Source organism: Glaciimonas sp. PCH181 (assembly GCF_003056055.1).
In the GTDB taxonomy this organism is placed as follows: Bacteria; Pseudomonadota; Gammaproteobacteria; order Burkholderiales; family Burkholderiaceae_D; genus Glaciimonas.
The window spans coordinates 810,138-837,103 of the sequence record NZ_PYFP01000001.1 but is presented as its reverse complement, the minus strand read 5'-3'; the positions used below and the strand labels follow the sequence as shown (position 1 = coordinate 837,103).

Annotated in this window: 28 protein-coding genes; 26 read left to right on the top strand and 2 right to left on the bottom strand. The window is 53.3% G+C overall.

Going from position 1 to position 26,966, the window contains the following annotated elements:
* Positions 1-11 precede the first annotated feature (11 nt).
* The 9 genes from C7W93_RS03695 to C7W93_RS03655 all read left to right on the top strand — a co-directional run bounded on the left by C7W93_RS03695 (position 12) and on the right by C7W93_RS03655 (position 7,825).
* Entirely contained in the window at positions 12-833 is an 822-nt protein-coding gene (locus C7W93_RS03695; RefSeq protein WP_108438808.1) for a hypothetical protein, read from the top strand.
* Entirely contained in the window at positions 803-1,132 is a 330-nt protein-coding gene (locus C7W93_RS24385; protein WP_146177513.1) for a hypothetical protein, read from the top strand. Before C7W93_RS03695 ends, C7W93_RS24385 begins: the two co-directional genes overlap by 31 nt.
* Positions 1,133-1,546: 414 nt before the next feature.
* Positions 1,547-1,834, top strand: a complete 288-nt coding sequence (locus C7W93_RS03685; RefSeq protein ID WP_108438806.1) for a major coat protein — start codon at positions 1,547-1,549, stop codon at positions 1,832-1,834.
* 402 nt (positions 1,835-2,236) lie between these two features.
* Positions 2,237-3,535, top strand: a complete 1,299-nt coding sequence (locus tag C7W93_RS03680) for a hypothetical protein (protein WP_146177512.1) — start codon at positions 2,237-2,239, stop codon at positions 3,533-3,535.
* Positions 3,536-3,538: 3 nt separating this feature from the next.
* On the top strand, positions 3,539-3,874 hold the full coding sequence (locus tag C7W93_RS03675) for a hypothetical protein (RefSeq protein ID WP_108438804.1): 336 nt from the start codon (positions 3,539-3,541) through the stop codon (positions 3,872-3,874).
* Positions 3,874-5,025, top strand: a complete 1,152-nt coding sequence (locus C7W93_RS03670; protein WP_108438803.1) for a zonular occludens toxin domain-containing protein — start codon at positions 3,874-3,876, stop codon at positions 5,023-5,025. Before C7W93_RS03675 ends, C7W93_RS03670 begins: the two co-directional genes overlap by 1 nt.
* Positions 5,022-6,305 (top strand): type II secretion system protein GspD, encoded by a 1,284-nt coding sequence (locus C7W93_RS03665; protein ID WP_161539871.1) that lies wholly within the window; start codon positions 5,022-5,024, stop codon positions 6,303-6,305. Before C7W93_RS03670 ends, C7W93_RS03665 begins: the two co-directional genes overlap by 4 nt.
* A gap of 125 nt (positions 6,306-6,430) precedes the next feature.
* Positions 6,431-7,021 (top strand): hypothetical protein, encoded by a 591-nt coding sequence (locus C7W93_RS03660; protein ID WP_108438801.1) that lies wholly within the window; start codon positions 6,431-6,433, stop codon positions 7,019-7,021.
* Between the two features lie 423 nt (positions 7,022-7,444).
* A complete protein-coding gene (locus C7W93_RS03655) occupies positions 7,445-7,825 on the top strand; it encodes a hypothetical protein (RefSeq protein ID WP_146177511.1) in 381 nt (126 codons plus the stop codon).
* 759 nt (positions 7,826-8,584) lie between these two features.
* On the opposite strand, the gene C7W93_RS03645 is transcribed toward C7W93_RS03655, so the two are convergent.
* On the bottom strand, positions 8,585-9,511 hold the full coding sequence (locus tag C7W93_RS03645; RefSeq protein WP_370446392.1) for a LysR family transcriptional regulator: 927 nt from the start codon (positions 9,509-9,511) through the stop codon (positions 8,585-8,587).
* Positions 9,512-9,677: 166 nt separating this feature from the next.
* Here C7W93_RS03645 and C7W93_RS03640 point away from each other — a divergent pair, with 166 nt between their 5' ends.
* From C7W93_RS03640 to C7W93_RS03595, 10 genes are all read left to right on the top strand, one after another.
* The gene (locus C7W93_RS03640; RefSeq protein ID WP_108438797.1) at positions 9,678-10,382 is read left to right on the top strand and encodes a glutathione S-transferase family protein; all 705 of its coding nucleotides are present in this window, start codon (positions 9,678-9,680) and stop codon (positions 10,380-10,382) included.
* A gap of 73 nt (positions 10,383-10,455) precedes the next feature.
* A complete protein-coding gene (locus C7W93_RS03635; protein ID WP_161539870.1) occupies positions 10,456-10,962 on the top strand; it encodes an amidase family protein in 507 nt (168 codons plus the stop codon).
* A 119-nt stretch (positions 10,963-11,081) separates the two neighbouring features.
* Positions 11,082-11,843: a GntR family transcriptional regulator gene (locus C7W93_RS03630; RefSeq protein WP_108438795.1), complete on the top strand. Its 762-nt coding sequence runs from the start codon at positions 11,082-11,084 to the stop codon at positions 11,841-11,843.
* A gap of 91 nt (positions 11,844-11,934) precedes the next feature.
* On the top strand, positions 11,935-13,644 hold the full coding sequence (locus C7W93_RS03625) for a fumarate reductase/succinate dehydrogenase flavoprotein subunit (protein WP_370446441.1): 1,710 nt from the start codon (positions 11,935-11,937) through the stop codon (positions 13,642-13,644).
* Between the two features lie 19 nt (positions 13,645-13,663).
* Positions 13,664-13,897 (top strand): ferredoxin family protein, encoded by a 234-nt coding sequence (locus C7W93_RS03620; protein ID WP_108438794.1) that lies wholly within the window; start codon positions 13,664-13,666, stop codon positions 13,895-13,897.
* Positions 13,898-13,949: 52 nt separating this feature from the next.
* Positions 13,950-15,359 (top strand): ABC transporter substrate-binding protein, encoded by a 1,410-nt coding sequence (locus C7W93_RS03615; protein WP_108438793.1) that lies wholly within the window; start codon positions 13,950-13,952, stop codon positions 15,357-15,359.
* Between the two features lie 34 nt (positions 15,360-15,393).
* The gene (locus C7W93_RS03610; RefSeq protein ID WP_108438792.1) at positions 15,394-16,284 is read left to right on the top strand and encodes an ABC transporter permease; all 891 of its coding nucleotides are present in this window, start codon (positions 15,394-15,396) and stop codon (positions 16,282-16,284) included.
* Between the two features lie 5 nt (positions 16,285-16,289).
* A complete protein-coding gene (locus C7W93_RS03605; protein WP_108438791.1) occupies positions 16,290-17,132 on the top strand; it encodes an ABC transporter ATP-binding protein in 843 nt (280 codons plus the stop codon).
* Between the two features lie 10 nt (positions 17,133-17,142).
* The gene (locus C7W93_RS03600) at positions 17,143-18,126 is read left to right on the top strand and encodes a HEAT repeat domain-containing protein (protein WP_108438790.1); all 984 of its coding nucleotides are present in this window, start codon (positions 17,143-17,145) and stop codon (positions 18,124-18,126) included.
* Positions 18,127-18,139: 13 nt separating this feature from the next.
* Complete coding sequence (locus C7W93_RS03595) at positions 18,140-18,478, top strand: gamma-butyrobetaine hydroxylase-like domain-containing protein (RefSeq protein ID WP_108438789.1); 339 nt, start codon at positions 18,140-18,142, stop codon at positions 18,476-18,478.
* A gap of 47 nt (positions 18,479-18,525) precedes the next feature.
* Here the strand turns inward: C7W93_RS03595 and C7W93_RS03590 are convergent, their stop codons facing one another.
* The gene (locus C7W93_RS03590; RefSeq protein WP_108438788.1) at positions 18,526-19,857 is read right to left on the bottom strand and encodes an LLM class flavin-dependent oxidoreductase; all 1,332 of its coding nucleotides are present in this window, start codon (positions 19,855-19,857) and stop codon (positions 18,526-18,528) included.
* Between the two features lie 310 nt (positions 19,858-20,167).
* Here C7W93_RS03590 and C7W93_RS03585 point away from each other — a divergent pair, with 310 nt between their 5' ends.
* The 7 genes from C7W93_RS03585 to C7W93_RS03555 all read left to right on the top strand — a co-directional run bounded on the left by C7W93_RS03585 (position 20,168) and on the right by C7W93_RS03555 (position 26,961).
* The gene (locus C7W93_RS03585) at positions 20,168-20,653 is read left to right on the top strand and encodes a rhodanese-like domain-containing protein (RefSeq protein ID WP_108438787.1); all 486 of its coding nucleotides are present in this window, start codon (positions 20,168-20,170) and stop codon (positions 20,651-20,653) included.
* A 76-nt stretch (positions 20,654-20,729) separates the two neighbouring features.
* Positions 20,730-21,653, top strand: a complete 924-nt coding sequence (gene epsC, locus C7W93_RS03580; protein ID WP_108438786.1) for a serine O-acetyltransferase EpsC — start codon at positions 20,730-20,732, stop codon at positions 21,651-21,653.
* A 78-nt stretch (positions 21,654-21,731) separates the two neighbouring features.
* On the top strand, positions 21,732-22,025 hold the full coding sequence (locus tag C7W93_RS03575; protein ID WP_108440459.1) for a helix-turn-helix domain-containing protein: 294 nt from the start codon (positions 21,732-21,734) through the stop codon (positions 22,023-22,025).
* A 65-nt stretch (positions 22,026-22,090) separates the two neighbouring features.
* Complete coding sequence (locus tag C7W93_RS03570; protein WP_108438785.1) at positions 22,091-23,023, top strand: family 2A encapsulin nanocompartment shell protein; 933 nt, start codon at positions 22,091-22,093, stop codon at positions 23,021-23,023.
* A 101-nt stretch (positions 23,024-23,124) separates the two neighbouring features.
* Entirely contained in the window at positions 23,125-24,984 is a 1,860-nt protein-coding gene (locus C7W93_RS03565; RefSeq protein ID WP_370446440.1) for a family 2A encapsulin nanocompartment cargo protein cysteine desulfurase, read from the top strand.
* Positions 24,985-25,165: 181 nt separating this feature from the next.
* Positions 25,166-26,164: a taurine ABC transporter substrate-binding protein gene (gene tauA / locus C7W93_RS03560; RefSeq protein ID WP_108440457.1), complete on the top strand. Its 999-nt coding sequence runs from the start codon at positions 25,166-25,168 to the stop codon at positions 26,162-26,164.
* A complete protein-coding gene (locus tag C7W93_RS03555) occupies positions 26,137-26,961 on the top strand; it encodes a taurine ABC transporter ATP-binding protein (RefSeq protein ID WP_108438784.1) in 825 nt (274 codons plus the stop codon). The genes tauA and C7W93_RS03555 overlap by 28 nt, the downstream gene beginning before the upstream one ends.
* Positions 26,962-26,966: the final 5 nt, after the last annotated feature.

Below are 26,966 nucleotides of genomic sequence, written 5' to 3'. Positions count from 1 at the left end.
GGGGTAATTCAGTGTCTAAATTCGCAGAGGCTGTTGGTTCTTATGAAAAAGATTTTCAAGGTGTTAAAAAAAATAACACCATCTTTGAGGACTTCGGTTCGAATGCCTTTACCCCGCTCGAAATGGTTCGTGATGAATTGCGATACAAACGCCTTCGTAGAAATATCGGTGTAGCTGCAAAGCTGCACGAAATCAGCCTCGCGAAGGGTCGCAAAAATCATAACGTCATCATGGTCACGTTGACATACGTTGTAGATAGCTGGGACTCAAAGCACATGTCTGCGTATGTGGCAAATGTCCGTAACTGGATGTTTCGCCGTACTGGTGAAAAACTCAAATATGTTTGGGTCGCCGAGATGCAAAAGCGTGGCGTTATTCACTATCACGCGCTGTTCTGGATGCCTCGTGGTGTAACGATGCCAAAGGCCGATAAACAGGGTTGGTGGCCGCATGGCTCAACCAAAACTGAAAAGGCAAATAAGCCGGTTGCCTACGCGATGAAATACGCGTCGAAACTCGAGTCAAAAGAGGGGTTCCCAAATGGTGCTAGAACATACGGTGTTGGTGGTCTTGTTGAGTCTGATCGCGGTGCTCGCCGCTGGTTTAATTTCCCCAGTTTTATTAAGGCGCGTGCGTCGGTCGCTGATCGGTGGACTCGGGCCGCAGGGGGTGGATGGCTTGAGTCTGGAACAGGTGAAATATGGCCTTCTGAATGGGCACTTTGCCTTATCACAAAGCTTCGATTATCCATTGTCCGGATTCACGATCATGGCAGACCGCTTGACGTTGGGGGGCCGTTCTCATGGGTGAAGCCGAATCTGCAATTCGCTTGAGGAATCTGGTTGCGAGTAAGTATTTTCAGGATAAGTGCAAGTTGGAGCGTCGGACGGTGACGGTGCCGGACAGCTTTGATCCGGAGGAATACATGGACCGCTTGTTTCAAATGGATAACGTTGGCGGTCAACTGGATGCGTATATCACTTCGGAATTGCAATGGGCCGAACAGGTGTTGCAAGACCGGCTTGCGGCTGAGCAAGCGCGCAACAGCCTTCCAGATGGCGCGGCATCCAGCCGCGCCGGTGGAAGCGGCCCCACGGAGTCGGGTCCTCGCATACGGGCCTATTGGGATTAGTAAATGGACATTACTCCCGGAATGTTGATGGGTATCGCTGTCGTTCTTTGTTTCGCGCTTGGCTGGATTGCGGGTGTGCAGCGATGAATTTTTTCACTGAGATACGGCATTTTTTTCTTGTCGAAAGGTTAATCAAAATGATGTTAATAAAGGGCATTTGGCCTACGTTATTGTTGCTGGCTTTGTTCGTCGGCGGCGTCTATTTGTTTCGATTTATTGTTCGTCGTTTTCGGAATCATCCATGACTACCGCGCAGGTGGTTGGTTATTGCTTAAGCGCGTTTGGAGTTGGTTATTCGGCTGGTGCAATACAGCGGATTATCCGCAAGTCAATTGAAGTGCTGGATTAACATTTTTCAGAATTTGCCGCCTGAAATCTTATTTTGGCTGTTCACATAAAGAGGGAGTTTTCAAGATGAAAAAAATTATTGGTCGCACTTACCAAGCTTTTAAACGCGTTGCTCAGCGTGGTTACGATTCCGTTAAAGGTGGTGTCGCTAAAGTCGGTGCCGCTGGTGCTGGAACGCTGGCTCTCACTGGTATCGCTCATGCTGATGGTACTGATCCCGGCGTCGCTGCAATCACTGCGCTGAGTAGCACTGCAACGACTTATATTGCTGCTGCGTTTGCGGTGGCGGTTTTGGTTGCTGGCGGTTTCTGGGGTATTTCCATGATGAAGAAAGCATTCAGCAAAGCGAAATAATCACCCGTGTAGCCTTCCTGTGGATTTATTGCGCAGGAGGGCTTTTTTCATTTATAGGGCTGGTGACGGTGGACGACGCGCAGCGGTGGCCCTCCGGCATCGGCCCTATTTCACATATATATCGGTGGGATTATGAGTAAGCAGAAAGTCTTCGTCCGGGTGGTTATTGCGCTTATGTTGCTGCAATTCAGCATTACTGGTATTGCACAAAATAGTCTTCCGACTGTCGTGTCTTCCCCAATACAGCAGCCTATTTTTAACACTTGGCAACCGTCGTTAAGTAATGGAATGGGAACGATGTATTCCAGTCCCGGTGCTCCCCAATCCTATCCTTTTCCGCAAACTGCTACGTCCTCTGGCTCTGGCGTAAATGCTGGCGCATCAGGTAATACGGTGTTGCAAATGCCTAATGGTGAAAAGGTAAATGTCCCGACTACTGCGACTGCGAATGTATCGAATAGCTCGATTGCAAATAGTGCTGCTGGTGCGTTGTTGAATGCCGCAGTGATTGCTGGATTGATAGAGGGTGTGGACGCGTTGCGTAGGGCGTTAAACGATTCGGCTACTAATATAGACTGTAGCGGAAAGAATCCGTTTGGCGGCGATAAGCTGGACCCGTTCAGTTTTTGTACTGCAAAAAAACCTGACCCTGCTTCGCCAAATCCTTTGCCTGTCTCTGGTTGGCAAGATTTTTCAGAGCTTGGTGCTGACTCTGGTTATCACTCTTCTCCTCAAACTGTTTGCGATCTTCGGGGCGCGAATTTAGGTTTTGATCTCAAATTCTCGCCTGCCTCCGGACTTTGGAATGGACTTGATGGAACTACGTTTGGCTGGTGTAACAGGTCTGACGGTGTGCACATGGGTCACGCTGTTACTGGCGATCCTGTTCTTCCCGGTGCGGTTGCTCCTCAAATTCCTGTGACGTCTGATCAGTTGGCGGCTCAGATGAAAAGCTATATGGACGCTCATCCAGATGATGCTGTTGGGATTTTTCAAGGGTTGCGTGATGCTGGTTTGCCGGCTGCTACTGTATCGCCTCTGATCGATGCGAATACGCCTGTGACGATCTACGCTCCTAGTGTCACTGTTCCTTCCGCCATCAACTCTACGAGCACTATTCAAAATTCTGACGGCACTACGAGTACTGCCACTAGAAGTCAGGTCTTCACAATTGAGCCGACGACGACTGGAACCACGGCTGGTACTATTTCTGCCAATTTTCCTTCTAAAACAAATACCACCACCACGACCATAAACAATTCGACTGGTGCTGCGACATCTACGAGTACAACAACTTCCAATCCGGCCGCGCCTACGATTGCATCTGTTGGCAACTCACAGGGCAAGGAATGTGGCACACCGGGCCGTCATCCGTGTCAGATCGATGAGACTGGCACACCGCTGGCCACCGCTGTTGATGGCAATATCGATTTATCTAAGATTGACGCGCAAAACAACATCAATATGAATGCTGTGGGCGCGATCACGCCAGCTTCGCAAGGTCTCTTAACTTCATGGATTCCACAAATTCAGACTGCCGATTGCGTGAATCCTTCTGTGCCAACTCCTATCACCGGCGTTATGCGAGATGTAGAAATATGTGCACCCGTCAATACGTTTAAAACGTTCATTAACGGCGTTTTGTGTGTCCTTTGCTTGTTCGGTTGTGTCGCGCAAGTTCAATCCGCTATAAAGGCTTAAATCATGCCGCTGCTCGGTACGTTACTCTCTGGATTATTCACTCTGTTGTTTAGTATTTTTGGTAGATTTTTTGTTGCTGAAAAAGCGTTTCATCTTGCGGCTGTCGGTATCATTTTGGTGCTTACTTCTGCGCTTTGGTCTGCCATGACTTCCTGTGCGACTGGCATATGTGCTGCTGCGATTGCCGGAATTAGCCTGTCTCATCACAACTTTGCGGTTGGACTTGGTATAGCCTTCAATAGCGTGACGTATAGCGCTGCCGGTTGCTATTTCACTGTCTGGGTGTTGTGTCAGATTTATGTGATTAAAAAACGCGCAATTAACATTCTGGCGAAATAATGGCTGTCTATGCGATTACCGGAAAACTCGGAAGCGGCAAGGGCAAGGGTGCTATTAAGCGGCTCCGTGATTACCTGAAAGAGGGAAAGCGGGTTGCCACGAATTGCGATGTGTTCCTCGAACATCTTTTGCCTGATCAGTCTCACGACACAGTTATACGTGTTCCGGATAAACCATCGGTTGAGGATCTTTACGCGATTGGGTCCGGCAATAAGTACATATTGTTTGACCCCATTTGCGTGGTCACTCAAAACGGCTATCAGCACTCGGCACCATCGCCAAAATTGTTGCCGGGGTTCGATGAATCGCATAACGGTGCGTTAATTTTGGATGAGTGTGGAAGTTGGTTGAATACGCGCGACTTCCAGAATAAGGGGCGGGCCGCGCTGCTTGAGTGGTGTATTCATGCCAGAAAATACGGCTGGGACGTTTATTTTATTTGTCAGAATATTTCGCAAATTGATAAGCAACTACGCGACTCGCTGTTTGAATACGTTGTTCGGCTGAATCGGTTGGATCGGATGAAAGTCCCGATTATTTCGCCGATCTTTAAGCTGATGACTGCGGGCTTTACTGATGGCTCTTTGCCTCGGATGCATATTGCCGTTGTTAGGCTTGGGTCGTCGCCAGATGGACTTGTCGCTGATCGTTGGTATTTTCGGGGAGACGACATTAACAATGCTTACAACACGACCCAGGTGTTTAGCGACACTTATCCGCATGCAATGCATAGTGTTTTGTCTTCGTGGCATTTGTCTGCGGTGGTCGGAATGCCTCCTAATTTCTGTGGTCCCATTCATCCAACACGCGATTTTCAATTATTGAAGCCGCGTCCCTTACCCCCTAAAGGCCCTCACAAACATATGGCTAAATTCTTGATGGTTGCAATGTTATTTGGCGTCTTTCTTGGCGCTGCTGGCCTTCGGTACGGGGTTCCGCTTGTATCGGCAAAGGAGGCGGTTGCTGTGCAGTTGCCTGCTGAGCGTAAGTATTCTGAGGTGGCGGGGCGCGGTTTCATGATTAACGGTGGTGTTGTCTCGGTAATTTTGTCTGATGGTCGCACGGTCAAGCCGGTAAATTTCGTGAGTAACGCATCAGGTTGGGAGGCGGAAATTGTTAATGGCCAATGGATAAAAGGGGTTGCGCAATGAAACGGTTATTGATGATTTGTTTGTTGGTGCCGTTGTTGGCGTTCGCTGCTCCTGCGCCGGTGTCATTCGATTTTGCGGCTGTGTCGCTGGTCACGTTCGCTCAGGCGACGTTTAAATCTATTCTCGGTAGGGATTACGTCATATCGCCTGATGTGGTCGCTATGGACCGGAAAATTACTATTAGCGTTAAGAAAATCGACGTTAGCGAAGTTCCGGATTTTGTCGAAAGTCTGTTAAAGGCCCAGGGTATTCGTGTGACCGAGCGGGGCGGCGTTTATTTTCTGGATGCGTATAAGGTGTCGCTTGATCAGGTTGTTCAGGACGAACTGGGGACTTCATCCAAAAAAGATCAGAGTAAAAAGGTCGCATACATTGCGGATGCTGATGATGTCGGTCCGGCTCGTGAGGTTGATTCGCGCCAGATGAGAGAAATTAATAGGGTCGATGCTGATGCTGATTCGGTCATGTATGTTCCGCAAAATCGCACTGCGGAATTTGTTGTGTTGGTGCTCAATTCGGCCTTTGGCGGTCATGTGGCGCAAGCTGCTGGGTCGCAGGTCGTACTTACTGCGCGTAAAGAGCGGCTGAAAAAGATTGTGGCGCTTGCTGACGTGTTAGACCGTCCAGCTCGCCTTGTGGACGTGTCAGCCTCGTTTGTTGAGGTATCCAAAAACTCTTCACAGGGCAGGGGGATTTCGCTTATTGCCTCTGTGCTTGGTGCTAAGTTTGGTGTGTCGCTTGGTAGCGTCAATTCGGGGTCTGCTTTGAGTTTGAAGAATACGAATTTTGAGTTGGTTATCGATGCATTAAATAATGATGGAAGGTTTAAGCAGGTTTCCAACTCAAGGGTTGTCGGGGACGAAAACGAGCGCATGAGCTTGACTGTCGGGGATGAAACGCCAACGATATCCAGCACTGGCAAGGATAACTCTGGAAACGCTATCCAGAACGTGGTCTATCGCCCATCAGGCGTGATTCTGGACGTGCTGCCGAAAGTGCTGGGGTCTGGCAAAATCAGTCTCGCAATTGATGGTCAGATATCGAGTTTTCAGGCGACGGTAACGGGAGTCAGCGGGTCGCCTACACTGGTTAAGAGACAGGTTAAAACGTCTGTGACACTCGCAGATGGTGAGGTGCTTCTTATTGGTGGATTGAACGATACAAAGGCGCTTGAGAGCACGTCAGGGCTTGCGTTCCTTCCTGCTTCTTGGTCGGCAAAATCGGGGTCGAAGTTACAGACGGATTTGGTGTTGATTCTTAGCGCTAAGGTGGCGCAGTGATTGTACGGATAGCATAAAACTATATAAATCGTTTATACGATTAATATTATTTTACGTGACGCGTCACGAATATGTTGATTAAACGTGACGCGTCACATATAATATAGTCATACATCGGGGGCTATATGAAACAACCAAACGACACCAAAACGCTTGATCTGTTGACTGACGAAAAACGCTCTCGGGGTCGTCCGCGTCTTGAGGGTGCGAAGTCCCAAGCTGAACGTGCGCGTTTGTATCGCCTCAATAAAAAACTGAATCCTCCTGTAGTTAAATCTGGTGCGTGGACTCGCGATACGGATAGCACGGCGCTTGTTTCGTCGTTGCATGCCGATGTTGAGGCGTTGCGCGAACAATTGCGTCAACGCGACACTGAGATTGCGGCCTTACGTCGTGAGAATGCATTGGTGATTGATGAGCGAACCAAGGCGTTTGCTGCTGTTGCCAATGCATCTGCATGCATCTCAGTAATGGAAAAGGATATCCTGCGCTTGGAAAGTGAATGTGCCGTACTGGATGGGTTGAGAGACTCACTTATGGGCGATGTTCTGATGCTTCACGATGAGGTCATACGCCTTGAGGCACTAAATAAACGTGATGCATCACAAAAAACACCTGCGAAGCCGTCACGAAAAATCGTCACGAAAAAGGCGTCTTCATCTAAATCTCGTGACGCGTCACAAAAAATAGATGGTGATCTCAATTGGTCTGCGTGATTAATTGACGTGACGCGTCACGAATACTCATGTATGTGATTTTATTTCTTGAAAATCACATACAAGCTTTGCTCGATGCTGCTGGCCGCGCTTGTCACTAGTCCGTTACTGATTCGAGACGGCCCCATCGGGGTAAAATCTTGCGGGTCACGGCGAGAAAAGCGATTACATTTCTCAACAGGGCCTCGGTGGTTATCGGCTCCCAGCCGTCCGCAGGGCAAGTTTTAGGCGGTCCATCGCACGATGCCGCTCATTCCCGGTGGTCTCTCCGCATAATCCCTCCCTTCTAAAGTCGCTTTTGACCTTGGCGGTCCTCGGGCTAGATTGGTTTTCGAATGGGGGTATATTCGGAAAGTAATCTGGACCAATGCCCCGAAGAAAGTTGTTAACGATACAATTCATAAAAATTAAATGGGGGTAGGGATGGAACAAATTACCTGGTATCAATGGCTCGGTATCTTGGGGTTTCTGAGCTGGCTACTTGGCCGTACTTTAATTCGCAAGAATGCATCTAACGCAATTAAGAAGGCGCGGCCTGTAAATCGCGAAAGGGTGGTGATACCAAAAATTCGATCTGTAAGGTCTGCTCAGGAAGAAAAGATGGTTATTCCAAAAGCTAAGCCCAGAACGGACTATCTTGCTGATACTCGCAAACTCACTGCCGCATGCTTTGGCGACCGTAACAAGGCAGATCGGTTGATTGAGTTCGAAAAAATGAAAGCGCCCGGTATTAACCATGCTGAGGCGGTTAAGCGGGCGCTTGAAAGGCTTGATAGAGACCGTGGCGGTCGCAGTGGTCGTTAGTATCTGCGCTGGCCGCGCACGGCGAACCAGCCGCGTTTAGGTAGAATCCGCTCATTTGGTTTCGCGGGTTGGTCGACTATAGCGCGTTTAAAAGATGGCCTCATCACTTTGACGGATGCGTATTGCTCGTCGTTGCATGGGAGAGGATAGCCGCGCCTAACGCAATAGCCAACGTGTGTTCGTCCGCGATCGAGGTCGTATAGCTTTGTCATATAACGCCCCTCGAGCGTAATTAACCGTAATGCCCATTTCGGGCAGTAGGTGTTTCCGGCTTCCCAATCCGTGATTGTTCGGATGTGCCGTCCCATTATTTTTGCCGCTTGCGCAACAGAAAAGCCTCCCATTTCACGAGAATGAATAAAAGCTGATGCAAAACAATGTATATTTTTTGTGGAGATACGGCGCTTTCTCATTGACATTAACCCCTGTATGTGAACAAACGAAAAAATAAAGCCGAGATACATGGTCTCGGCGTGTAGTGGGCGGTCATTATATTGTTCATTGGAAACCGCAATTCAGTGCTAAAAGGGTAGCTATACAAGTTCGCATAATTTATATTATGTCAAATCAATGCTGCCCGTTTTACAATGTGTTGCTTGGCGCTCGAAGCTCACGTTTAGTCCAGCAGGATCGAACAACATCCCTAAAAAAGAATTGTACTTTCGCTACGGACATTCATGCACCCACTATGTGGAACGATTAGGTTGTGTGGTCATGAAACATAGTCCGCTCAGTGTCGGGTCATGTATCCATTTCCAACTATTGAGCTGGATGAATACTTAAGGTGGACCGTAAGAAATCAATAAATGCGCGCACCTTTGCAGATAGATGGCGGTTCTGCGGGTACAGAATAGAGAACGGCCGGGAGCGCCCGGCATGATCGTGAAGAACTTCCACAAGGTCTCCACGCTTCACGGCACCGGCGGCCGCGAAATTGTAGGTCTGGTATAGGCCGCCCCCAGCATTGACCCATGCGACGCAACCAAGCGCATCGTTGAGTACTCGCATCCGGCTCTGAACCGGATGATCGATCTCTTCCCCCTTCTCGCCCTTAAACAACCATAGCATCGGACGCCCGGTATTCGGTGACACGTACTGAATGCAATCGTGAACCTCAAGGTCATGGAGAGAAAGTGGCGTGCCCTTTTTCATCAGGTATTCCGGCGTACCGAAGACGCCCAAAAACGCGTCCTCGAGCTTGTATGCAACCAGCCGCGAGTCGCGCTGAATACCTACTCGTATTGCAAGATCAAATCCCTCGTCAACAAAATCGATGATCCGGTCCGAGATGCTTAGCTCAATTTCGATCTGCGGGTATGCCTCGGTGAATTTGGGCATAAGGGGCAGCAACCGATGCGTTCCGTAGGCTGCACCTACGCTGATACGCAGTAGTCCACTGGGAACTGTCTGCCCGCCGGTGATAGCGCGTTCGGCTTCGGCGATCTGGCCCAAAGCTAACTGACACTCCTTCCAAAAAAGCGCCCCTTCGTTTGTGACCTTAACGCTTCGAGTTGTGCGGGAGAACAGGCGCACTCCCAGGCGCTGTTCGAGCCTGCTGACAGATCTGCTGACGGCCGCGGGCGTGACGCCGAAGAACTCGGCTGCCGCCGTGAAACTACCCAACTCTGCTGCTTTGCAAAACTGCTCGATGCTTCCGAGCTGAATCGAATCAACTACCGCCATCATTTATTCCTAAATGTAATAAATGAAATGATTCTACCCCCATTTATCCGCGACAAACAAGCTAATACACTGCGATCAATGCTTGTGCAAAAGACCGATTGCAAGCTAACCGGGGGTGCTTCGCTGAAGCTCGCCACACTATCTGCTTTAACTATAAGGAACCATAATCATGGCAACCAAACTCCACCTCTTCACCTCGCCTTCGGCGTTCCCTAACCCGCAGCGCCTGCGCCTGTTCATGCACGAAAAAGGTATTGCCGATCAGTTCGAGGAGCGCATCTACGATATGTCGCCGGGCGGCGAGCAGCGGCAATGGCCGCATTTGAAGATGAATCCGTGGGGCGAGACTCCTACCCTTCAATTGGCCGACGGCAGTTTTATTTCCGAGACCGCCGCTATCGCCCGGTATCTCGACCAAGCTTACCCTGGGCGCAAGATCATGGGCGAGAGCGCGTTGGAACAGGGTCTCGACAACATGTGGGACAACCGCATCTGGGTGCATATCCTCTACCGGATCGTCACGGCGTTCCATGTCCTGCATACCGGACTTGGATTCAAGCTCGAACTCACCAAGAATGAGGCCTGGGGTGAACATAGCCGCAAGGAGGCGCTGACGCATGCAGCCTTGGTCAACCAACATCTGTCGGACGGACGCAAGTGGATACTTGGCGGTGATGAGCCCACCTTCTCGGACATGACGCTGGCAACCGCGATCGCCTTTTCCAAGTTTCCGGTCAATAACACCCCACTGGACGAGCGCTTCGAACATCTGGACGCGTACTGGAAGCGCTGGCAGCTTCGCCCTAGCTTCCAGGCTGCCTATGCGGATCGCAACAGCGGCGTGCCGGAATTGGATAATCCTAAGGGAAAATGAACCAAACAGCCCGGCGAGGACCTCGGCATCGACGCTGCGATTCTGGCCTTCCTTCCGGACCTTTTGGCTGGGCATGCGTCCGGCAATGTGGGGATTGCCCTACGAGGATGGTATTCCGCCAGACCTCATCGAACAGCTAACACCGATGGCACGCAAGTTTTGGCTAAACGCGCAGCGCTATGACAAGCACGATGTATTACGGCATCAGGCCAGCAACAATGCCCACGCACTGCATCTGGGCGAATTCTTCGGCAAATACGACGCTTTACTGGTACCTGCTTTCGCTATAACGGCCCCTAAGGCTAACGGCCCATTCTCGCTGGCTAACGACCGTGATTTCGATGTCTATATCAATGAACTGCTGGATGCTGGGCGTTACGTTATTCCCGCCAGCGATGCGGGCATTCCAGCGATCAGTTTGCCAGCTGGAAAGGACGCCAACGGCATTCCGGTCGGTGTACAGCTTTATGGAAAATGGTTTACAGAGCCGCTTCTGCTGCAACTGGCAGCGCAGCTGGAGGCGTCACGTCCGCAATGGTTCAACACGGTGCCGCCTATCCATGTCAGCACATTAAGCTGAGACGAAAAACGTTTTCGTTATAAGCATGTACGAAGATATTCGTTCTCAGAGCAGACTGAGTTCTCTACCATTTGCACATCGGTCATAACCTGTTATTACAGGTAAAAAAGGACAATGCAATGCATGATTTACAGGCGGTCGAACCGTCCCCCGTTCCGTTGTATGTGCAGGTCAAGGACATGCTGCGCGAACGTATCTTTGATGGCACTTATGGTCCGCATGCGCAATTGCCGTCGGAAAGCGAAATGGGTGCCATTTTCGGTGTCAGCCGCATCACTGTACGGCAGGCGCTGAGCGACTTGCAGCGCGAAGGCATGATTTTTAAAATACCGGGGAAAGGCACCTTCATCGCTAAGAAAAAAGCTGCGCAGGAACTGACGCGGCTGGAAGGCTTTGCCGAAGCGATGACGCGCAAGGGCTATGAAATCTATAACCGTGTCGTCGGTCATCGTTCCCTCCCCGCCACTGCTGACGTTGCGCAACAATTAGGTGTAGAGCCTGGCACGATCGTGGCGGAGATCCGTCGCGTGCGCCATCTCAATCGTGAGCCGGTCTCGCTGGAAATCACCTATCTGCCTGAAGAACTGGGCGAGCGGCTGCGTAACGAAGACTTATCCAGCCGCGATATTTTTCTGATTTTTGAGAACGATTTTGGCATCGCGCTCGGTCACGCAGACCTGCAGATTGGCGCCATTATTGCCGACCGCGCTTTAGCAGAAGCCTTGCAAGTCAATGAAGGCAGTGCATTATTGCGCATAGAACGTCTGACTTACACCGCTGACGGCAAACCGCTAGATTTCGAATATCTGTATTTCCGCAGCGAAACCTTCCAATACCACTTGCGCATTGCGCGACGGCCCGCAGCAACCGACGCCAGCTAACCGTCAATATCGCCAGCAACAGGAGAACATCATCGAAACGCATATCCAAACCGTAGACGTACTGGTTATCGGCGGCGGCACTGCCGGACCCATGGCGGCAGCCAAAGCCAAGGAAGCCAATCCGGCCCTACGCGTACTGTTGCTGGAAAAAGCCCACGTCAAGCGCAGCGGCGCTATCTCGATGGGCATGGACGGCCTGAATAACGCCATCGTGCCCGGCTTCGCCACACCAGAGCAATACGTCAAAGAAATCACCACTGCCAACGATGGTATCGTCAACCAGAAAACGGTGATGGCTTACGCCCAAAACAGCTTTCCGATGATCGAAGAGCTGGATCGCTGGGGCGTCAAGTTCGAGAAGGACGAAACCGGCGATTACGCCATGCGCAAGGTACACCACATGGGTACTTATGTGCTGCCGATGCCGGAAGGCCACGACATCAAAAAGGTGCTGTATCGTCGTCTGAAACGTGCACGCGTTGAGATCACCAACCGCCTGGTGGCGACACGTCTGCTAACAGCCGAAGACGGCAGCATTGCCGGGGCCATGGCGTTCGATTGCCGCACCGGCGACTTTCACGTGATCCGCGCCAAGACCGTTGTGCTGTCAACCGGTGCCGCCGGTCGTCTGGGTCTGCCAGCTTCTGGTTACCTGTTCGGCACGTATGAAAATCCGACCAATGCTGGCGATGGCTATAGCATGGCTTATCACGCCGGTGCCGAGCTGTCGGGTATTGAATGTTTTCAGATCAATCCGCTGATCAAGGATTACAACGGCCCAGCTTGCGCTTATGTCACCGGACCATTCGGTGGATTCACCACTAACAGCCACGGCGAACGCTTCATCGAATGCGATTACTGGAGCGGCCAGATGATGCAGGAGTTCTACAACGAACTGCAAGGCGGTAACGGACCGGTATTTCTCAAACTCAACCATCTTGCTGAAGAAACCATCAGCACTATCGAGACCATCCTGCACACCAACGAACGTCCCAGCCGAGGCCGTTTCCACGAAGGACGCGGCACCGATTATCGCGAGCAAATGGTAGAGATGCATATCTCCGAGATCGGCCTTTGCAGCGGCCACTCCGCTTCCGGCGTGTGGGTCAACGAACATGCTGAAACTACCGTACCCGGCCTGTATGCCGCTGGCGATCTGGCTTGCGTGCCGCATAACTACATGCTGGGCGCGTTTGTCTATGGCAAGTTGGCGGGCGAAAGTGCGGCACGTTACTGCGCCGAAAAGCCCTTGGCGGATGTCAGTCAGCAGCAGATCGAGACCGAACGCGCACGGGTGTGGGCACCGCTTAGCCGCACTGACGGCCTGCCGCCGAATCAGGTGGAATACAAACTGCGCCGCATGGTCAACGACTATCTGCAACCGCCCAAGGTCACACGCAAGATGGAAATCGGCTTGTCGCGTTTCGAAGCGATCCGCGAAGACCTCGACCGCTTGCAGGCGCGCAATCCGCATGAACTGATGCGTGCGCTAGAAGTGCACGCCATCCGCGATTGTGCCGAAATGGCAGCGCGTGCTTCGTTGTACCGGACGGAAAGCCGTTGGGGTCTTTATCACAACCGCGTCGACTATCCTGAACGTAACGATGCCGAATGGCTGGTGCATGTGCAAGTGAAAAAAGAGCAAGACAAAATGACCTGCTTTAAGCGCCCTTTAGAGCCTTACATCCTTGCCCTCGACGACAAAGAAAAATCGGCTTACCAGCATCTGCGCATCAAGAAAGATACCGACGCAGGAAGCACCGCCGACCATACCAAGCAGGCCGAACCTGCTACCGCCTGAAACAGAGTGAGGACCACCCATGCCAACCGCTTTTAACATCACCAGCGTTCCCGTGACGATCGACGAAGATAAATGCATCGCCGAGAAAGGCTGCACCGTCTGCGTCGATGTCTGCCCACTCGATGTCCTGGCTATCGACCTCTCCAAAGGCAAGGCTTTCATGAAGTTCGATGAATGCTGGTATTGCATGCCCTGCGAGACGGACTGTCCAACCGGCGCAGTCCACGTAGACATACCTTACTTATTGCGCTGACAGCGCTGACAGACACACAAGCTTGACAGACCTTTTCATCGGAGAAGTAACTATGCATTTTCGTCAAAATATCTTTACAGCGTTGTTCGGCATTTCGCTCGCTTTCATGGTCGGCTCCGCTAGTGCGGAAACGATTCGTATCGCCATCGGCACGCAAGACACCACCATCAATTGCGCCACCGGCGGTCTGATGATCCGTGAGTTGAAACTGCTGGAAAAGTATCTGCCGCATGACGGCAAATACAAAGATGCGCAATACGATATTCAGTGGAAAAATTTCACTTCCGGTGCGCCGCTGACTAACGAAATGGTCGCTGGCAAGCTGGATATCGGCTCAATGGCTGATTTCCCCGGTTCTTTCAATGGCGCGGCTTTCCAGAAAGCTGGTAAGCGTAGCCTTTTCATCGCTGTGCTATCAGGCAGTACGACCGGCAGCGGTAATGGCATCGTGGTGCCGAAAGCATCCAGCGTGCAATCGCTTGCCGAGTTGAAGGGCAAGACAATTTCGGTGCCTTTCGCTTCCACTGCCCACGGTATGCTGTTGCGTGCCGTCAAGGAACAGGGCTGGGACCCGGAGAAAGATGTCAACATCATTACCCAAGCCCCAGAAGTCGCCGGTTCCGCGTTGCAAAGTAATAAGATCGATGCGCATGCCGACTTCGTGCCGTTCGCGGAGTTATTCCCGCATCGCGGCTATGCACGCAAGATTTTCGATGGTTCGCAAGCCAACGCCCCTACCCTGCACGGCAGTTTGGTTGATAGCGACTATGCCAAGAAGTATCCGGAAATCGTCGTCGCTTACCTGCGCGCCGCCATCGAGGCAGACCGCCTGATGACCGCCGAGCCGGAGAAATATAGCGAGCTGATCGAAAAAGTCACCGGCATTGAGGCCGAAGTCAGTTATCTGTTCCATGGCCCTCTGGGACTGCAAACACGTGATTTCACCTGGAAGCCTGAATACCGCCAGGCCGTTAAAACATCGATCGACACGCTCAAGGCTATGAAGCGCACTGAGACTGATCTGGATGCCAATACCTTTATCGTCGATGATTACATCCGCACGGCCTTTAAACAATCTGGCCTCGACTACGATGCCCATCTGAAGAACTATGCGAAGTCACCATTGATCGCCAAGGATGCCTTGACCGGCAAGCCCATCACCGATCCGAAACGCGTCGGCCAAATCTGGGTACAAGGCGAGCCACTGGTACGTCATTACGCATCGCTGGAAACCGCATTATCCGAGGCGCGCAAGCTAGAGAAATCCGGCAAGAAGATCCGCACGGTCTATGCTCATGACCGCGAAAGTGGCTTGAAACTATTAGGGGCCGACGCTTGGTTCGTGCAAAGCAAGAATGACATCAGCGCCTTTCTGCTGAAAGCATCGGCAGAGGCTTGGGCTAAGAAGAACAACGGCAAGGTACTGGATTTCAGCGCTGCCAAAGCCGTCGGTTCAGTTTAATTATCTCCACCCAACTATCCGACGGAGTCAGTTCATGGCCCTGAGTTCTTCATTTCACGCGTCCGAGGACAGCGTTCTGCAAGGCGAGGCATTGGCGTCAAGAAAGAGTCGGCAGCGACGATTGCCGACGCCGCTTTCCTTCGATATCGTCTCGCTGCAATGGCTGCACTATGGGTTGCGTCTGGCTTCCATCGTGATTTGTTTGTTGCTTTGGCAAATGGCATCTACTCACCACCTCAATCTGGGATTGATTACGTTTCAAAACGTACCTTCGCCTCAAGAAGTCATTCAGGCGGCTTGGGCGTTGCTGCAATCGCCCAAGCTGCTGTCGCATCTGAGCGCAAGTCTGTATCGCGTCTTTGCCGGTTTCATCGTTGCTGCGCTGGCCGGTATCGTGCTGGGCATGCTCATCGGGCGCCTGCGCTGGGTGGGGGATGTGTTGATGCCGCCGCTGGAGCTGCTGCGGCCGATTCCGGCGGTTGCGTGGATTCCGTTAGCGATCTTGATGTTCCCGTCGTCTGAAATCTCGATGATCTATATCACCTTTATTGGCGCGCTGTTTCCGATTCTGCTCAATACGATTCATGGCGTTGAAGGCGTCGATCCACGCCTGATCGCCTCAGCGCGTAGTCTGGGCAGCGGACGGCGCGCCATCTTTGCCGAAGTCATCCTGCCAGCTGCCGCGCCCAGTATTGTCACCGGCCTGTCAATCGGTATGGGCACGGCCTGGTTTTGTCTGGTCACGGCGGAGATGATCGCTGGTCAATTCGGCATTGGCTACTACACCTGGGCGTCGTACACGATCCAGAATTATGCGAACATCATCGTCGGCATGCTATTTATCGGTGTGATGGGCATGGGCAGCAGCGCCCTAATCAAAAAACTGGGCAGCCTGCTGATGCCCTGGTATCGGTTGCAAAGGTAAACGCCATGGGGACAGAACAGTTCGGCAAGGTCGATATCGACCGCTTGCATATTCAATTGGGCGAAGGAAAGCGTCGATTCGAAGCCTTGCATGACGTTTCCATTTCCATTGCGCCCGGCGAATTCGTCTGCGTACTCGGACCTTCAGGATGCGGTAAGTCAACTTTGCTGGGTGCGCTGGCGGGACATCTAGCAACCAGCGCGGGCAGCGTTCGCGTGGATGGCATCGCCGTGGATGGGCCGCATCCGGATCGCGGGCTGGTGTTTCAACACCACACCTTATTTCCATGGAAACGTGTGCTCGACAATGTCGCCTTTGGCCTCAAAATGAAAGGCGTCGCGCGTCGTGAACGTCACCAGCGGGCTCGCGATCTGTTGAAACTGGTCGGGCTAGAAGACTTTGAGCACAGCTATCCGGCGCATTTGTCCGGCGGCATGCAGCAACGCGTCGAAATTGCACGCGTCCTGATCAACCATCCTCGGGTCATGCTAATGGATGAGCCATTCGGCGCGCTTGATGCACAGACGCGGCTAAAAATGCAGGAACTGCTGCTGGCAGTCTGGGCGCGGATCGAAACCACGATCTTGTTCATTACCCACGATATTGATGAAGCCTTATTTTTGGCTGACCGTATTTTGGTGATGAGTCCCAGACCCGGACGCATCATCGAAGAGATCAAGATCGACTTTCCTCGACCACGCGGACCGGAACTAGTGACATCGCCGCAGTTCACGGACTTAAAGCGACATTGCCTCGCCCTGCTCCATCCCGAAACCAGAGTCGTGCCGCTGGAGCGCCTCAGTCCGCTCGGCGCACCGAAGCTGACCGATATTCAATTTGCCATTTAAGGACTATGCAGTGAGCGCAGCCAATTCCCTCAGCATCAAAAGCCATTCGTACGATGACGAAATCAACGATTTTCGTCACCGCCTGCAAAATCCGGACGCCGCGATTCGCCGCATTGCCGTGCTCGATCTGATCGATGTTGCTGCTGACGAACATGCACCGCTGCTCGTGGAGGCGCTGCAAGATCCTTCAGCCGAAGTTCGGCTAGAGGCTGCCCGGGCGCTAGAAGCGTTTGAAAATGACGACAGCGTTGCCGCCCTGATCGACCTGCTGACCGACGAAGACACGGAAGTACGCGAAGCCGCCGCCCACGCACTCAGCGAATTGAAGGATCCCGAATCGGCCATCCTGCTCTTGCCCCGAGCGTTGGATGAGCGACCGTTCGTACGTGTAGCCATCTTGCGCGCCTTGCGTGAGCTGCGCGTGCCGGAGAGTCTGGAGCCAGCGCTGGCCGCTTTGACCCATGCCGATGCATCGGTACGACGTGAGGCGATTTCGGTCCTGGGTTATTTAAAGCAAGTCCGCGCGCTCGGCCTTATCATGCAGCTGGCTGCCAGCGATATCGATCCGGAAGTGCGTCGCGCCGCCACCGGCGCACTAGGTTTTGCCACTGACGATAGCGTATTGCCAGCATTGCTCGCAGCATTACGTGACGCGGCCTGGCAGGTGCGCGAAGAAGCCGCTACTACATTGGGAAAACTGCGTCTGGAGGCCGCAACCGCCGATCTGATTACGACATTGGACGATGCGTATTGGCAAGTGCGCCTGCGCGCTACACGCAGTCTTGGCCGACTACGCAGCGCGGTTGCAGTGACGCCGTTGCTTCAGACCTTGCAACACCAGATCAGCAATCTGCGTAAAGAAGCTGCCTTGTCACTGGGCGAGATTGGCGATGCCGCCGCACTTCCCGCGCTGCTGATAGCAGAACAAGACCCTGATCCCGAAGTCCGCAAGGCGGTGCGATTGGCGTTGGAACAGATTCGCGCTGGCGCTTGAGCACAGACATCTCATGCCACATCCGCTCAACATCAGTAATCAAACCATCAGCGCCCAACTCAGTATCGATTGGGACGATGGCGTTCAGCAAATTCTGTCGCATCTTTTCCTGCGCAGTTGTTGCCGGTGTGCTGATTGCAAGGCCTTACGGCTGCATTCAAAGGCCGAATTGACCGTAGCCGAAGATATTCGGCTGACGGAAGTGCGTCTGGTCGGTCAATATGGCATGCAATTGATCTTCAACGATGGCCATGATCGCGGCATCTATCCGTGGCTCTATTTGCAAGAACTTCTGTCTGCCGATGACGCCATCGCGTCTGCAGAAAGACTAGCGGTTATCGGGCGAGCCTGAATGCAGGCTGTCGTGGTGAAGCCCGAAATTCTCCTCATGCGAGCCTATCAGGAAGCGGCAAAATATTTATTCACCGGTCTTGGCAACCCAAGATTTTCTCGTAAGGTTTTACCTTCGTACTCACGGCGAAAAATCCCTCGACGTTGCAGTTCCGGCACTACCTTATCAACAAAGTCATCAAGGCCGCCCGGTAGCCATGGGAACATAATATTGAAACCATCCGATCCTCCGGTCTCCAGCCATTCTTGCATTTCATCCGCAATCGACGCTGGCGTACCGACAATGGCAAGCCCCGAATATCCGCCCAGTCGCTGCGCCAATTGCCGCACCGTCAGATTATCTTTATGCGCCAGTGCGATCACGCGTTCGCGTGCACTTTTGCTGGCATTCGAGGGCGGAATTTCTGGCAAGGGGCGATCCGGATCGAATTTCGATGCATCGTGCCCCAGTGCAATCGACAGCGAGGCAATCGCGCTTTCGTAGTGCACCAGACTATCCAGACGTGCCCTAATCGCCTTTGCCTGCTCTAATGTGTCGCCGACCACGACCAGCGCGCCCGGTAATATCTTGAGATGTTCGGGGTCTCTGCCGATGCGCTCCATGCGCCCTTTTACATCGGCATAAAAGCGTTGACCGTCTGCCAGAGATGACTGTGCGGTGAACACGACTTCGGCCGTTTCCGCAGCAAGTTGGCGTCCGGAATCCGATGCGCCAGCCTGGACAACTACCGGCCAGCCCTGAACCGGACGGGCAATATTCAACGGCCCTTTTACCGATAGATGCGGTCCGCGATGATTGAGGACGTGCAATCTTTCCGGTTCAAAAAATACGCCGGTTTCCGCGTTACGCACAAAGGCATCGTCATGCCAGCTGTCCCAAAGACCGGTCACGACGTCGTAAAACTCACGCGCCCGAGCATAACGGGCGTCGTGCTGCAAGTGTTCTTCCAAGCCGAAATTCAGCGCAGCCTCTGGATTGGAGGTCGTCACAATATTCCAGCCTGCACGACCGGCGCTCAGATGATCCAGCGACGCAAACCGCCGCGCGACGTGGAATGGTTCATCGAAACTTGTCGATGCCGTGGCGATTAGCCCGATATGTTCGGTGACCTGACTTAATGCGGACAAGAGCGTGAATGGTTCGAAGGACGTCACGGTGTGGCTGCGCTTGAGCGCCTCGATCGGCATGTTCAGCACAGCAAGATGATCTGCCATGAAGAATGCATCGAAGCGCCCACTCTCCAGCTTTTGGATGAAGCGCTTGAGATGCGCCAGATTGAAATTGGCGTCGGGAAATGCACCGGGATAACGCCACGCGCCGGTATGAATGCTGATGGGGCGCATGAAGGCACCCAGCTTTAGTTGACGTCGAGAGACCATGTCGTAAGGGCGGCGGATGGGCCGGAAGAAAGTGGATGCAACGGGAAAGATAACGTTTAAAAAGTATATAGACAGTCCATCGCTGCGCTAACGACGTTTAATCGATATCAATATAACCGCACGGCTATTTCCAATACAACAGTCACCTGGATCGAAAATCCTTTATTTGTTTTTCGTCTTTGGGAGCGCGTTTTTATTCGTTTGATTTCAGTTTGCCGGACCGTACATTTATGTCAAGAGATTGCTGTGGTCTATCGCCATCAGAATGCCCGCAATTCCGTATCATTCGAACAATCATTGAGGTCTCATTATGTCAGTAGTTGACACACCTGCACTTGCACCTGTATTTGCATTGCCCCCGCAACTGGCATCGATCAAAGCGCATGCCGAATCGTCTGGATTGCCCTTTGCCGGTGGCGTTACACCGGTCGTCGCCTGGAATCTTGTCTCTGCGCATCGTGTGTTGTTGGTGGATGTTCGGTCCAACGAAGAACGTAAGTTTGTCGGCCACATTCCGGGAAGTCTTCATGTGCCTTGGGCAACAGGTACTGCGTTGACGCGAAATCCGCGCTTTGTCCGTGAATTGGAAAGCAAGATTGGCGGCAAGAATACCGTCGCGCTGCTGTTATGTCGTAGTGGCAAACGTTCTGCGCTGGCGGCCGAAGCGGCAACTAAGGCTGGCCTTACCGGTATTTTTAATGTGCTGGAAGGCTTTGAAGGGGAAATCGACGCGCAGCAACAGCGTGGCAAGTCAGACGGCTGGCGATTTCATGACCTGCCTTGGGTTCAGGACTGAGCAATAGCAGCGCTTGGCGTCGTCATAGCAAGTGCTAAGTCCGATCAGTAATAGCGTTTTTCCTTAGAGGAATCGTGTGGCCACTTTCGATATCAACAACATTGTGCAATCTCTGCATGAGGCTCGTCATAGCTGGCGTCTGGCGCAACGCCGTGCCAGTGAACCCGGCGGTAGAGAATTTCCGTCGCGGGATGCGCTCGCCAGCATTCTCGATAGTTTGAAGGGCGTACTCTTTCCGATGCGTCTTGGTCCTCCGGATCTGCGTCAGGAAAGTGAAAATTTTCATGTCGCGCATGCGCTTGATGCGGCCTTGCATTCATTGCTAAAACAAGTTCGGCTGGAGTTGAAATACAACGCCGGATTGACTGGCGCGGCAGATAGAAATGTCGACGATGATGCGCTGACCGCGACCAGAGCCTTTGCCACGGCGCTGCCAAAAATACGCAATTTGCTCGACAGCGATGTGCTGGCCGCCTATCAAGGCGACCCGGCGGCGCGCAGCGTTGATGAGGTCTTGCTGTGCTATCCCGGCGTGCTGGCAATGATTCACTATCGGCTGGGACATCAGTTATACGCTTTAGGTCTGCCGCTGCTGGCCCGGATTGTGGCCGAGCTTGCACACGGCGCGACGGGAATCGATATTCATCCCGGCGCAAAAATAGGTGCCGGTTTTTTCATTGATCATGGCACCGGGGTCGTCATTGGCGAGACAGCAATCATCGGCGAACGCGTGCGCGTTTATCAGGCTGTCACGCTCGGTGCCAAGCGCTTTCCGACCGATGCTGAGGGGAATCTACAAAAAGGCCTGCCACGTCATCCGGTAGTGGAAGACGATGTCGTGATCTACGCCGGTGCAACCATCCTCGGTCGCATCACGCTCGGCAAAGGCGCAGTCATCGGCGGCAATGTCTGGCTAACGCATGATGTACCGCCGGGTGGGCGCATTGCGCAGGCTGAATCGCGTGAGGGCGTCTTTGCCAACGGTATTGGTGCCACATGAATAGCGCGACGGGGAGCCTCTGAAATGAGCGTATCGAGATATTCCAGAAGGCCGGCCGAGACGGCGCAAAATCCTGACCTGCCGGAAGCTGGCGACAGCGTTTCCAACGCGCTGGTACAGAGTTTCGGAATCGGTGTGCGGCAGTTGCGCGAGGCGCAACGTTGGTCGCAAGAGCGCTTGGCCGAGAACTCGAATCTGAATCGCTCTTACATCGGCGAGATAGAGCGCGGTAGTGTTGTCGCGTCGCTGGTTACCATCGAGAAACTGGCATCGGCGTTGCAGCTTACACCGTCCGCGCTGGTGACACGTGGTGAAGCCATCAGCCAGATGAATCTTGTGCGGGGGATTAAGTTGATGGCGATAGCATGTTGAGACAGAACCACTGAAACGCCACACTTTGCAGGTCTTTTTTTAAACACACTTGAATTGGAGTTACGATGTCGGCAACAGTTGGCAGTACCACTACGCTTGGCGATAACGCAGCAAGACAGCTAGCAAACGCTACCAAAACCGTCCCTCAACTGGAAACGATCAGCCCTCGTTGGCTGACGCATCTGTTGCAATGGGTGCCGGTCGAAGCTGGTATCTATCGGCTTAACAAGGTTAAGAATCCTGAGTCGATCAAGGTCACTTGCACCGCACGCGAAGAAGAAAATCAACTACCGCGCACTTTCGTCGATTACGAAGATCATCCGCGTGAGTTTTTCCTCAACGCCGTCTCTACCATCTTGGACGTCCACACCCGCGTTTCCGATCTGTATAGCAGCCCGCATGACCAGATCAAGGAACAACTGCGCCTGACTATCGAGACCATCAAAGAGAATCAGGAAAGTGAGCTGATCAACAATCCCGACTACGGCCTGCTGGCGCAAGTGACGGACGAACAGCGCATTTTCCCGTTGACTGGTGCGCCGACACCGGATGATCTTGATGAATTGTTGACCAAAGTGTGGAAAGAACCTGCTTTTTTCCTTACCCATCCGCTGGCGATTGCAGCCTTCGGTCGTGAAGCGACGCGTCGTGGTACGCCGCCTCCGACCATCAGCCTGTTCGGTTCGCAATTCATTACCTGGCGCGGTATTCCGTTGATTCCTTCGGACAAAGTGCCGGTAGCCGATGGCAAGAGCAAAATCCTGCTGCTGCGTGTAGGCGATAAACGTCAAGGCGTCGTCGGCTTGTTCCAACCTGGTCTGCCGGGTGAGCAAAGTCCCGGATTGTCGGTGCGTTTCATGGGCATTAACAATCACGCAATTTCGTCTTATTTGATCTCGCTGTATTGCTCGCTTGCGGTGCTGACAACCGATGCGCTGGCAGTGCTCGACGATGTCGAAATCGGCAAGTACCACGACTATCCTGACACCTATAAATAGGCCGCGACGTGAGCCCACTATCGCCCTCCACTTCCCTCCCGGCACCAGAGTCGTCAGGCGCGCCGTTCGATCCGGCGGTGCTGGCGCGTTTGGCGACAGAGATGTTCGCTGCGCCACCGTTCTCGCCGCACGGCGTCCAGGCGCCGGGGAATATTGCCCCGCCCGGTTCGCCGCTGGCCAGTCCGGCTGGTTTCGGGCCTGGCGTGCCCGGCACGCCGATTCCACAAGGACAGATTCCCGGCAGCAACCTGATACCGGGTTCGCCTACGCAAGTTCTGTCGTTGGGTAATCGCGTACCAGCGCTGGCACCTGTCGCGCAGGCTGGCAACGGTGTTCCTGACAAAGCGCTGAGTGCAATCCCGGCATACGAACCGCGCAGTGGCGGCACGTTGCTGGGCGTATCCGAATCGCTGGATGCAGGACGGCCGCAAGCCGGTGCATCGCCGTATTACTTTCTCAGCGATTCTTACGGCCAGCCCGGAACTGCCGCTGTACCTGCAACCGAATTGCCACAGCAGGATGCGCATTTATTCACGTCACCGATTCCGGAAAATCGCAGCCTGACCGCCCCTCCGGTTACCGGGCTTCCCGGTGCCGCAGCGCCATCGTCGCCATCGCCATCCTCTGCGCCGCAATATTATTTCGTCGATGCTGTGGTACTGCCTAGCGGGTATGTCACGCCCGCCAAACCAGCGCCGCACGCAACTGTGCCATTGGCTGGCAGCGACCGTCATCCGCCGTTCGATGTCAACGCGGTGCGACGCGATTTTCCGATTCTTCAGGAACGCGTCAATGGCCGTCAATTGGTATGGTTCGACAATGCTGCAACCACGCATAAGCCGCAGTCTGTCATTGACCGCATCAGTTCTTTTTACGCACACGAGAATTCAAACATCCACCGGGCCGCGCATGAATTGGCGGGTCGGGCGACCGATGCTTACGAGGGTGCGCGTGAGCGGGTCCGACGCTTCCTGAATGCGCCGGATGTCAATGAGGTCATTTTCGTGCGTGGCACCACTGAAGCCATCAATCTGGTCGCCAAAAGCTGGGGTGCACAACATGTTGGCGAAGGTGATGAAATTATCGTTTCGCATCTTGAACATCACGCTAATATCGTTCCTTGGCAGCAACTGGCCGCCGCTAAAGGGGCAAAGTTGAGGGTGATTCCGGTAGATGATTCTGGTCAGGTCCTGCTCGACGAGTATCGCAAACTGCTCAACGACCGTACCAAAATTGTCGCCGTTACACAGGTTTCCAATGCCCTCGGCACGGTGTCGCCAGTAAAGCAAATCATTGAATTGGCCCATCGTGTCGGTGCCAAAGTGCTGGTCGATGGCGCGCAATCGGTGTCGCACATGCGCGTGGACGTACAAGCTCTGGACGCCGACTTTTTTGTATTCTCGGGCCACAAACTGTTTGGCCCCACCGGCATCGGTGTGGTCTGGGGCAAGCGCGCAGTTTTGGAAGACATGCCGCCGTGGCAAGGCGGCGGCAACATGATCGCCGACGTGACGTTCGAAAAGACCGTATTTCAACCTATTCCCAACAAGTTTGAAGCGGGAACTGGCAACATTGCGGATGCGGTCGGCTTGGGCGCTGCCATTGACTATATCAACAAGATTGGCATCGAAAACATCGCCCGTTACGAGCACGATCTGTTGGTCTACGGCATGCAGCAACTAAGCGAGATCAAGGGCGTACGTCTGATCGGCACGGCAAAAGACAAAGCCAGCGTCATGTCGTTCGTTCTGGCCGGTTACAGCACTGAAGAAGTGGGCCACGCGCTCAATGAAGAAGGTATCGCGGTCCGAACCGGGCATCATTGCGCTCAACCGATTCTGCGCCGTTTCGGCGTTGAAACGACAGTCCGGCCTTCTCTGGCGTTCTACAATACCTTCGATGAAATCGACCGTCTTGTAACGGTCATCAGAAGGCTCTCGTCGCAACGACGAACCGGCTGAAGCACGCAAAACGATAGCGGCTTTTTCAACGCGGTCATGTACTAGATACATGACCGCGTTTTTTCATGGTGCGGCGCTTCTTGTTCGCTCAATCATCGTATATGTATAGCTGGAAAGATTCGTGTTGCTACGCAAAACGGACTTTTATACTCGAACGACTATCCACTTGGTCGTCAATAATATGAAAAAAACTCTACACGTCCTGGTACTGGCCGCATCGGCCATTTTGACGGGAAACGCCATTGCTCAAAGCAAGGAAGTCGTCATTGCTTATCAGGACATGGTTGTGCCTTGGCGTTACGCTCAGGACGCGCAAAATCTGGCGCAAAAGACCGGCTACAAGGTGACATTCCGCAAATTGGCTAGCGGTGCCGACGTCATCCGGGCGCTGGCTTCCGGTTCGGTACAGATCGGCGAAGCAGGTTCTGCACCGATTGCATCCGGTTTGTCGCAAGGCCTCGATATCGAACTGTTCTGGATACTCGACAACATCAATGACGCAGAAGCGCTGGTGGTGCGTAACGGCAGCGGCGTCAAGAGCCTGGCGGATTTGAAAGACAAGCGCATCGCGGTGCCATTTGTCTCGACATCGCACTTCCATACGTTGCTGGCGCTGGAGAATGCCAAGGTCGATACGCGTAGCGTCAAAATTCTAAACATGCGCCCACCGGAAATTGCTGCCGCATGGGAGCGTGGCGACATTGACGCCACCTTCATCTGGGACCCGGTTTTGGCAAAAGTGAAGAAGAATGGCCAAGTATTGATCACTTCCGGTCAGATCGCCAAACAGACCGGCAAAGCTACCTTCGACGGCATAGTTGTCAGCAAGGCTTTCGCACGTCAGAACGATGCTTTCCTGACCCAACTCGTGAAGACGCTCGCTACCACGGACGACAACTATCGTCGCAATAAGGCCGCGTGGACAGCAGATTCGCCACAGGTAAAAGCCGTCGCAAAATGGTCGGGTGCAGAAGCCGCAGATGTTCCGGCAAGTCTGGCGTTGTATGAGTTTCCGACGTTGGAACAGCAAGCTTCCACGCAATGGCTGGGCGGTGGCGCTGCCCAATCCCTGGCTGCTACGGCTACTTTTTTGAAAAGTCAGGGCACCATTCAGGCAGTCTTGCCGGATTACAGCACAGGAGTAAATGCGACATGGGTACACAAAGCCGCAGCACGATAGTTCAAGCCACGGCACAGACAGGCGGCCGACTCGATATACGTCGACTGTCGGTGCGCTTTGCTTCGGCGGCACAGGATGAGGCGCTAGCCTTATCCAACATAGCGTTGTCGATTGCGCCGGGGGAATTCGTTGTCGCACTCGGGCCTTCCGGTTGCGGCAAGACGACGCTATTGAATTGCCTCGCTGGCTTCGTGCAGGCTTCGCAGGGAGAGGTCTTGCTCGACGACGTGGCTATCACAGGCCCCAGCCCGGAACTGGGCGTAGTGTTTCAGAAGCATGCCTTGCTGCCGTGGCTAAACGTGGTGGACAACGTCGCGCTTGGATTGCGTTTTCGCGGGGTACCGCGCAGCGAACGTATCGCGATCGCACTCGAAAAACTGAGTCTGGTCGGATTGGCGCAATTTGCACAATCGCCGGTCTATCAATTGTCCGGCGGCATGCAGCAGCGCGTCGGCATTGCCCGCGCGCTGGCAAATAATCCGCGCGTGCTGCTGATGGACGAACCGATGGGTGCGCTCGATGCATTGGCGCGCGAGTCGATACAAGAGTTGCTGGTGAATGTCTGGCAACGTACCGGCAAAACCATCTTTTTCATCACGCATAGTGTAGAAGAGGCGCTGTTTCTGGGCTCTCGGGTCATTGTCATGTCGCCTCGTCCGGGGCGTATTGAGCATCAATTCGATCTGCCTTTTTCACGCGAATATCTGGCATCCGGTGATGCCCGCGCCGTCAAATCATCGCCGGATTTTATTGCTTGGCGCGAACGCCTTCTGCAACTTGTGCACCGCCCTTCCTGATACTG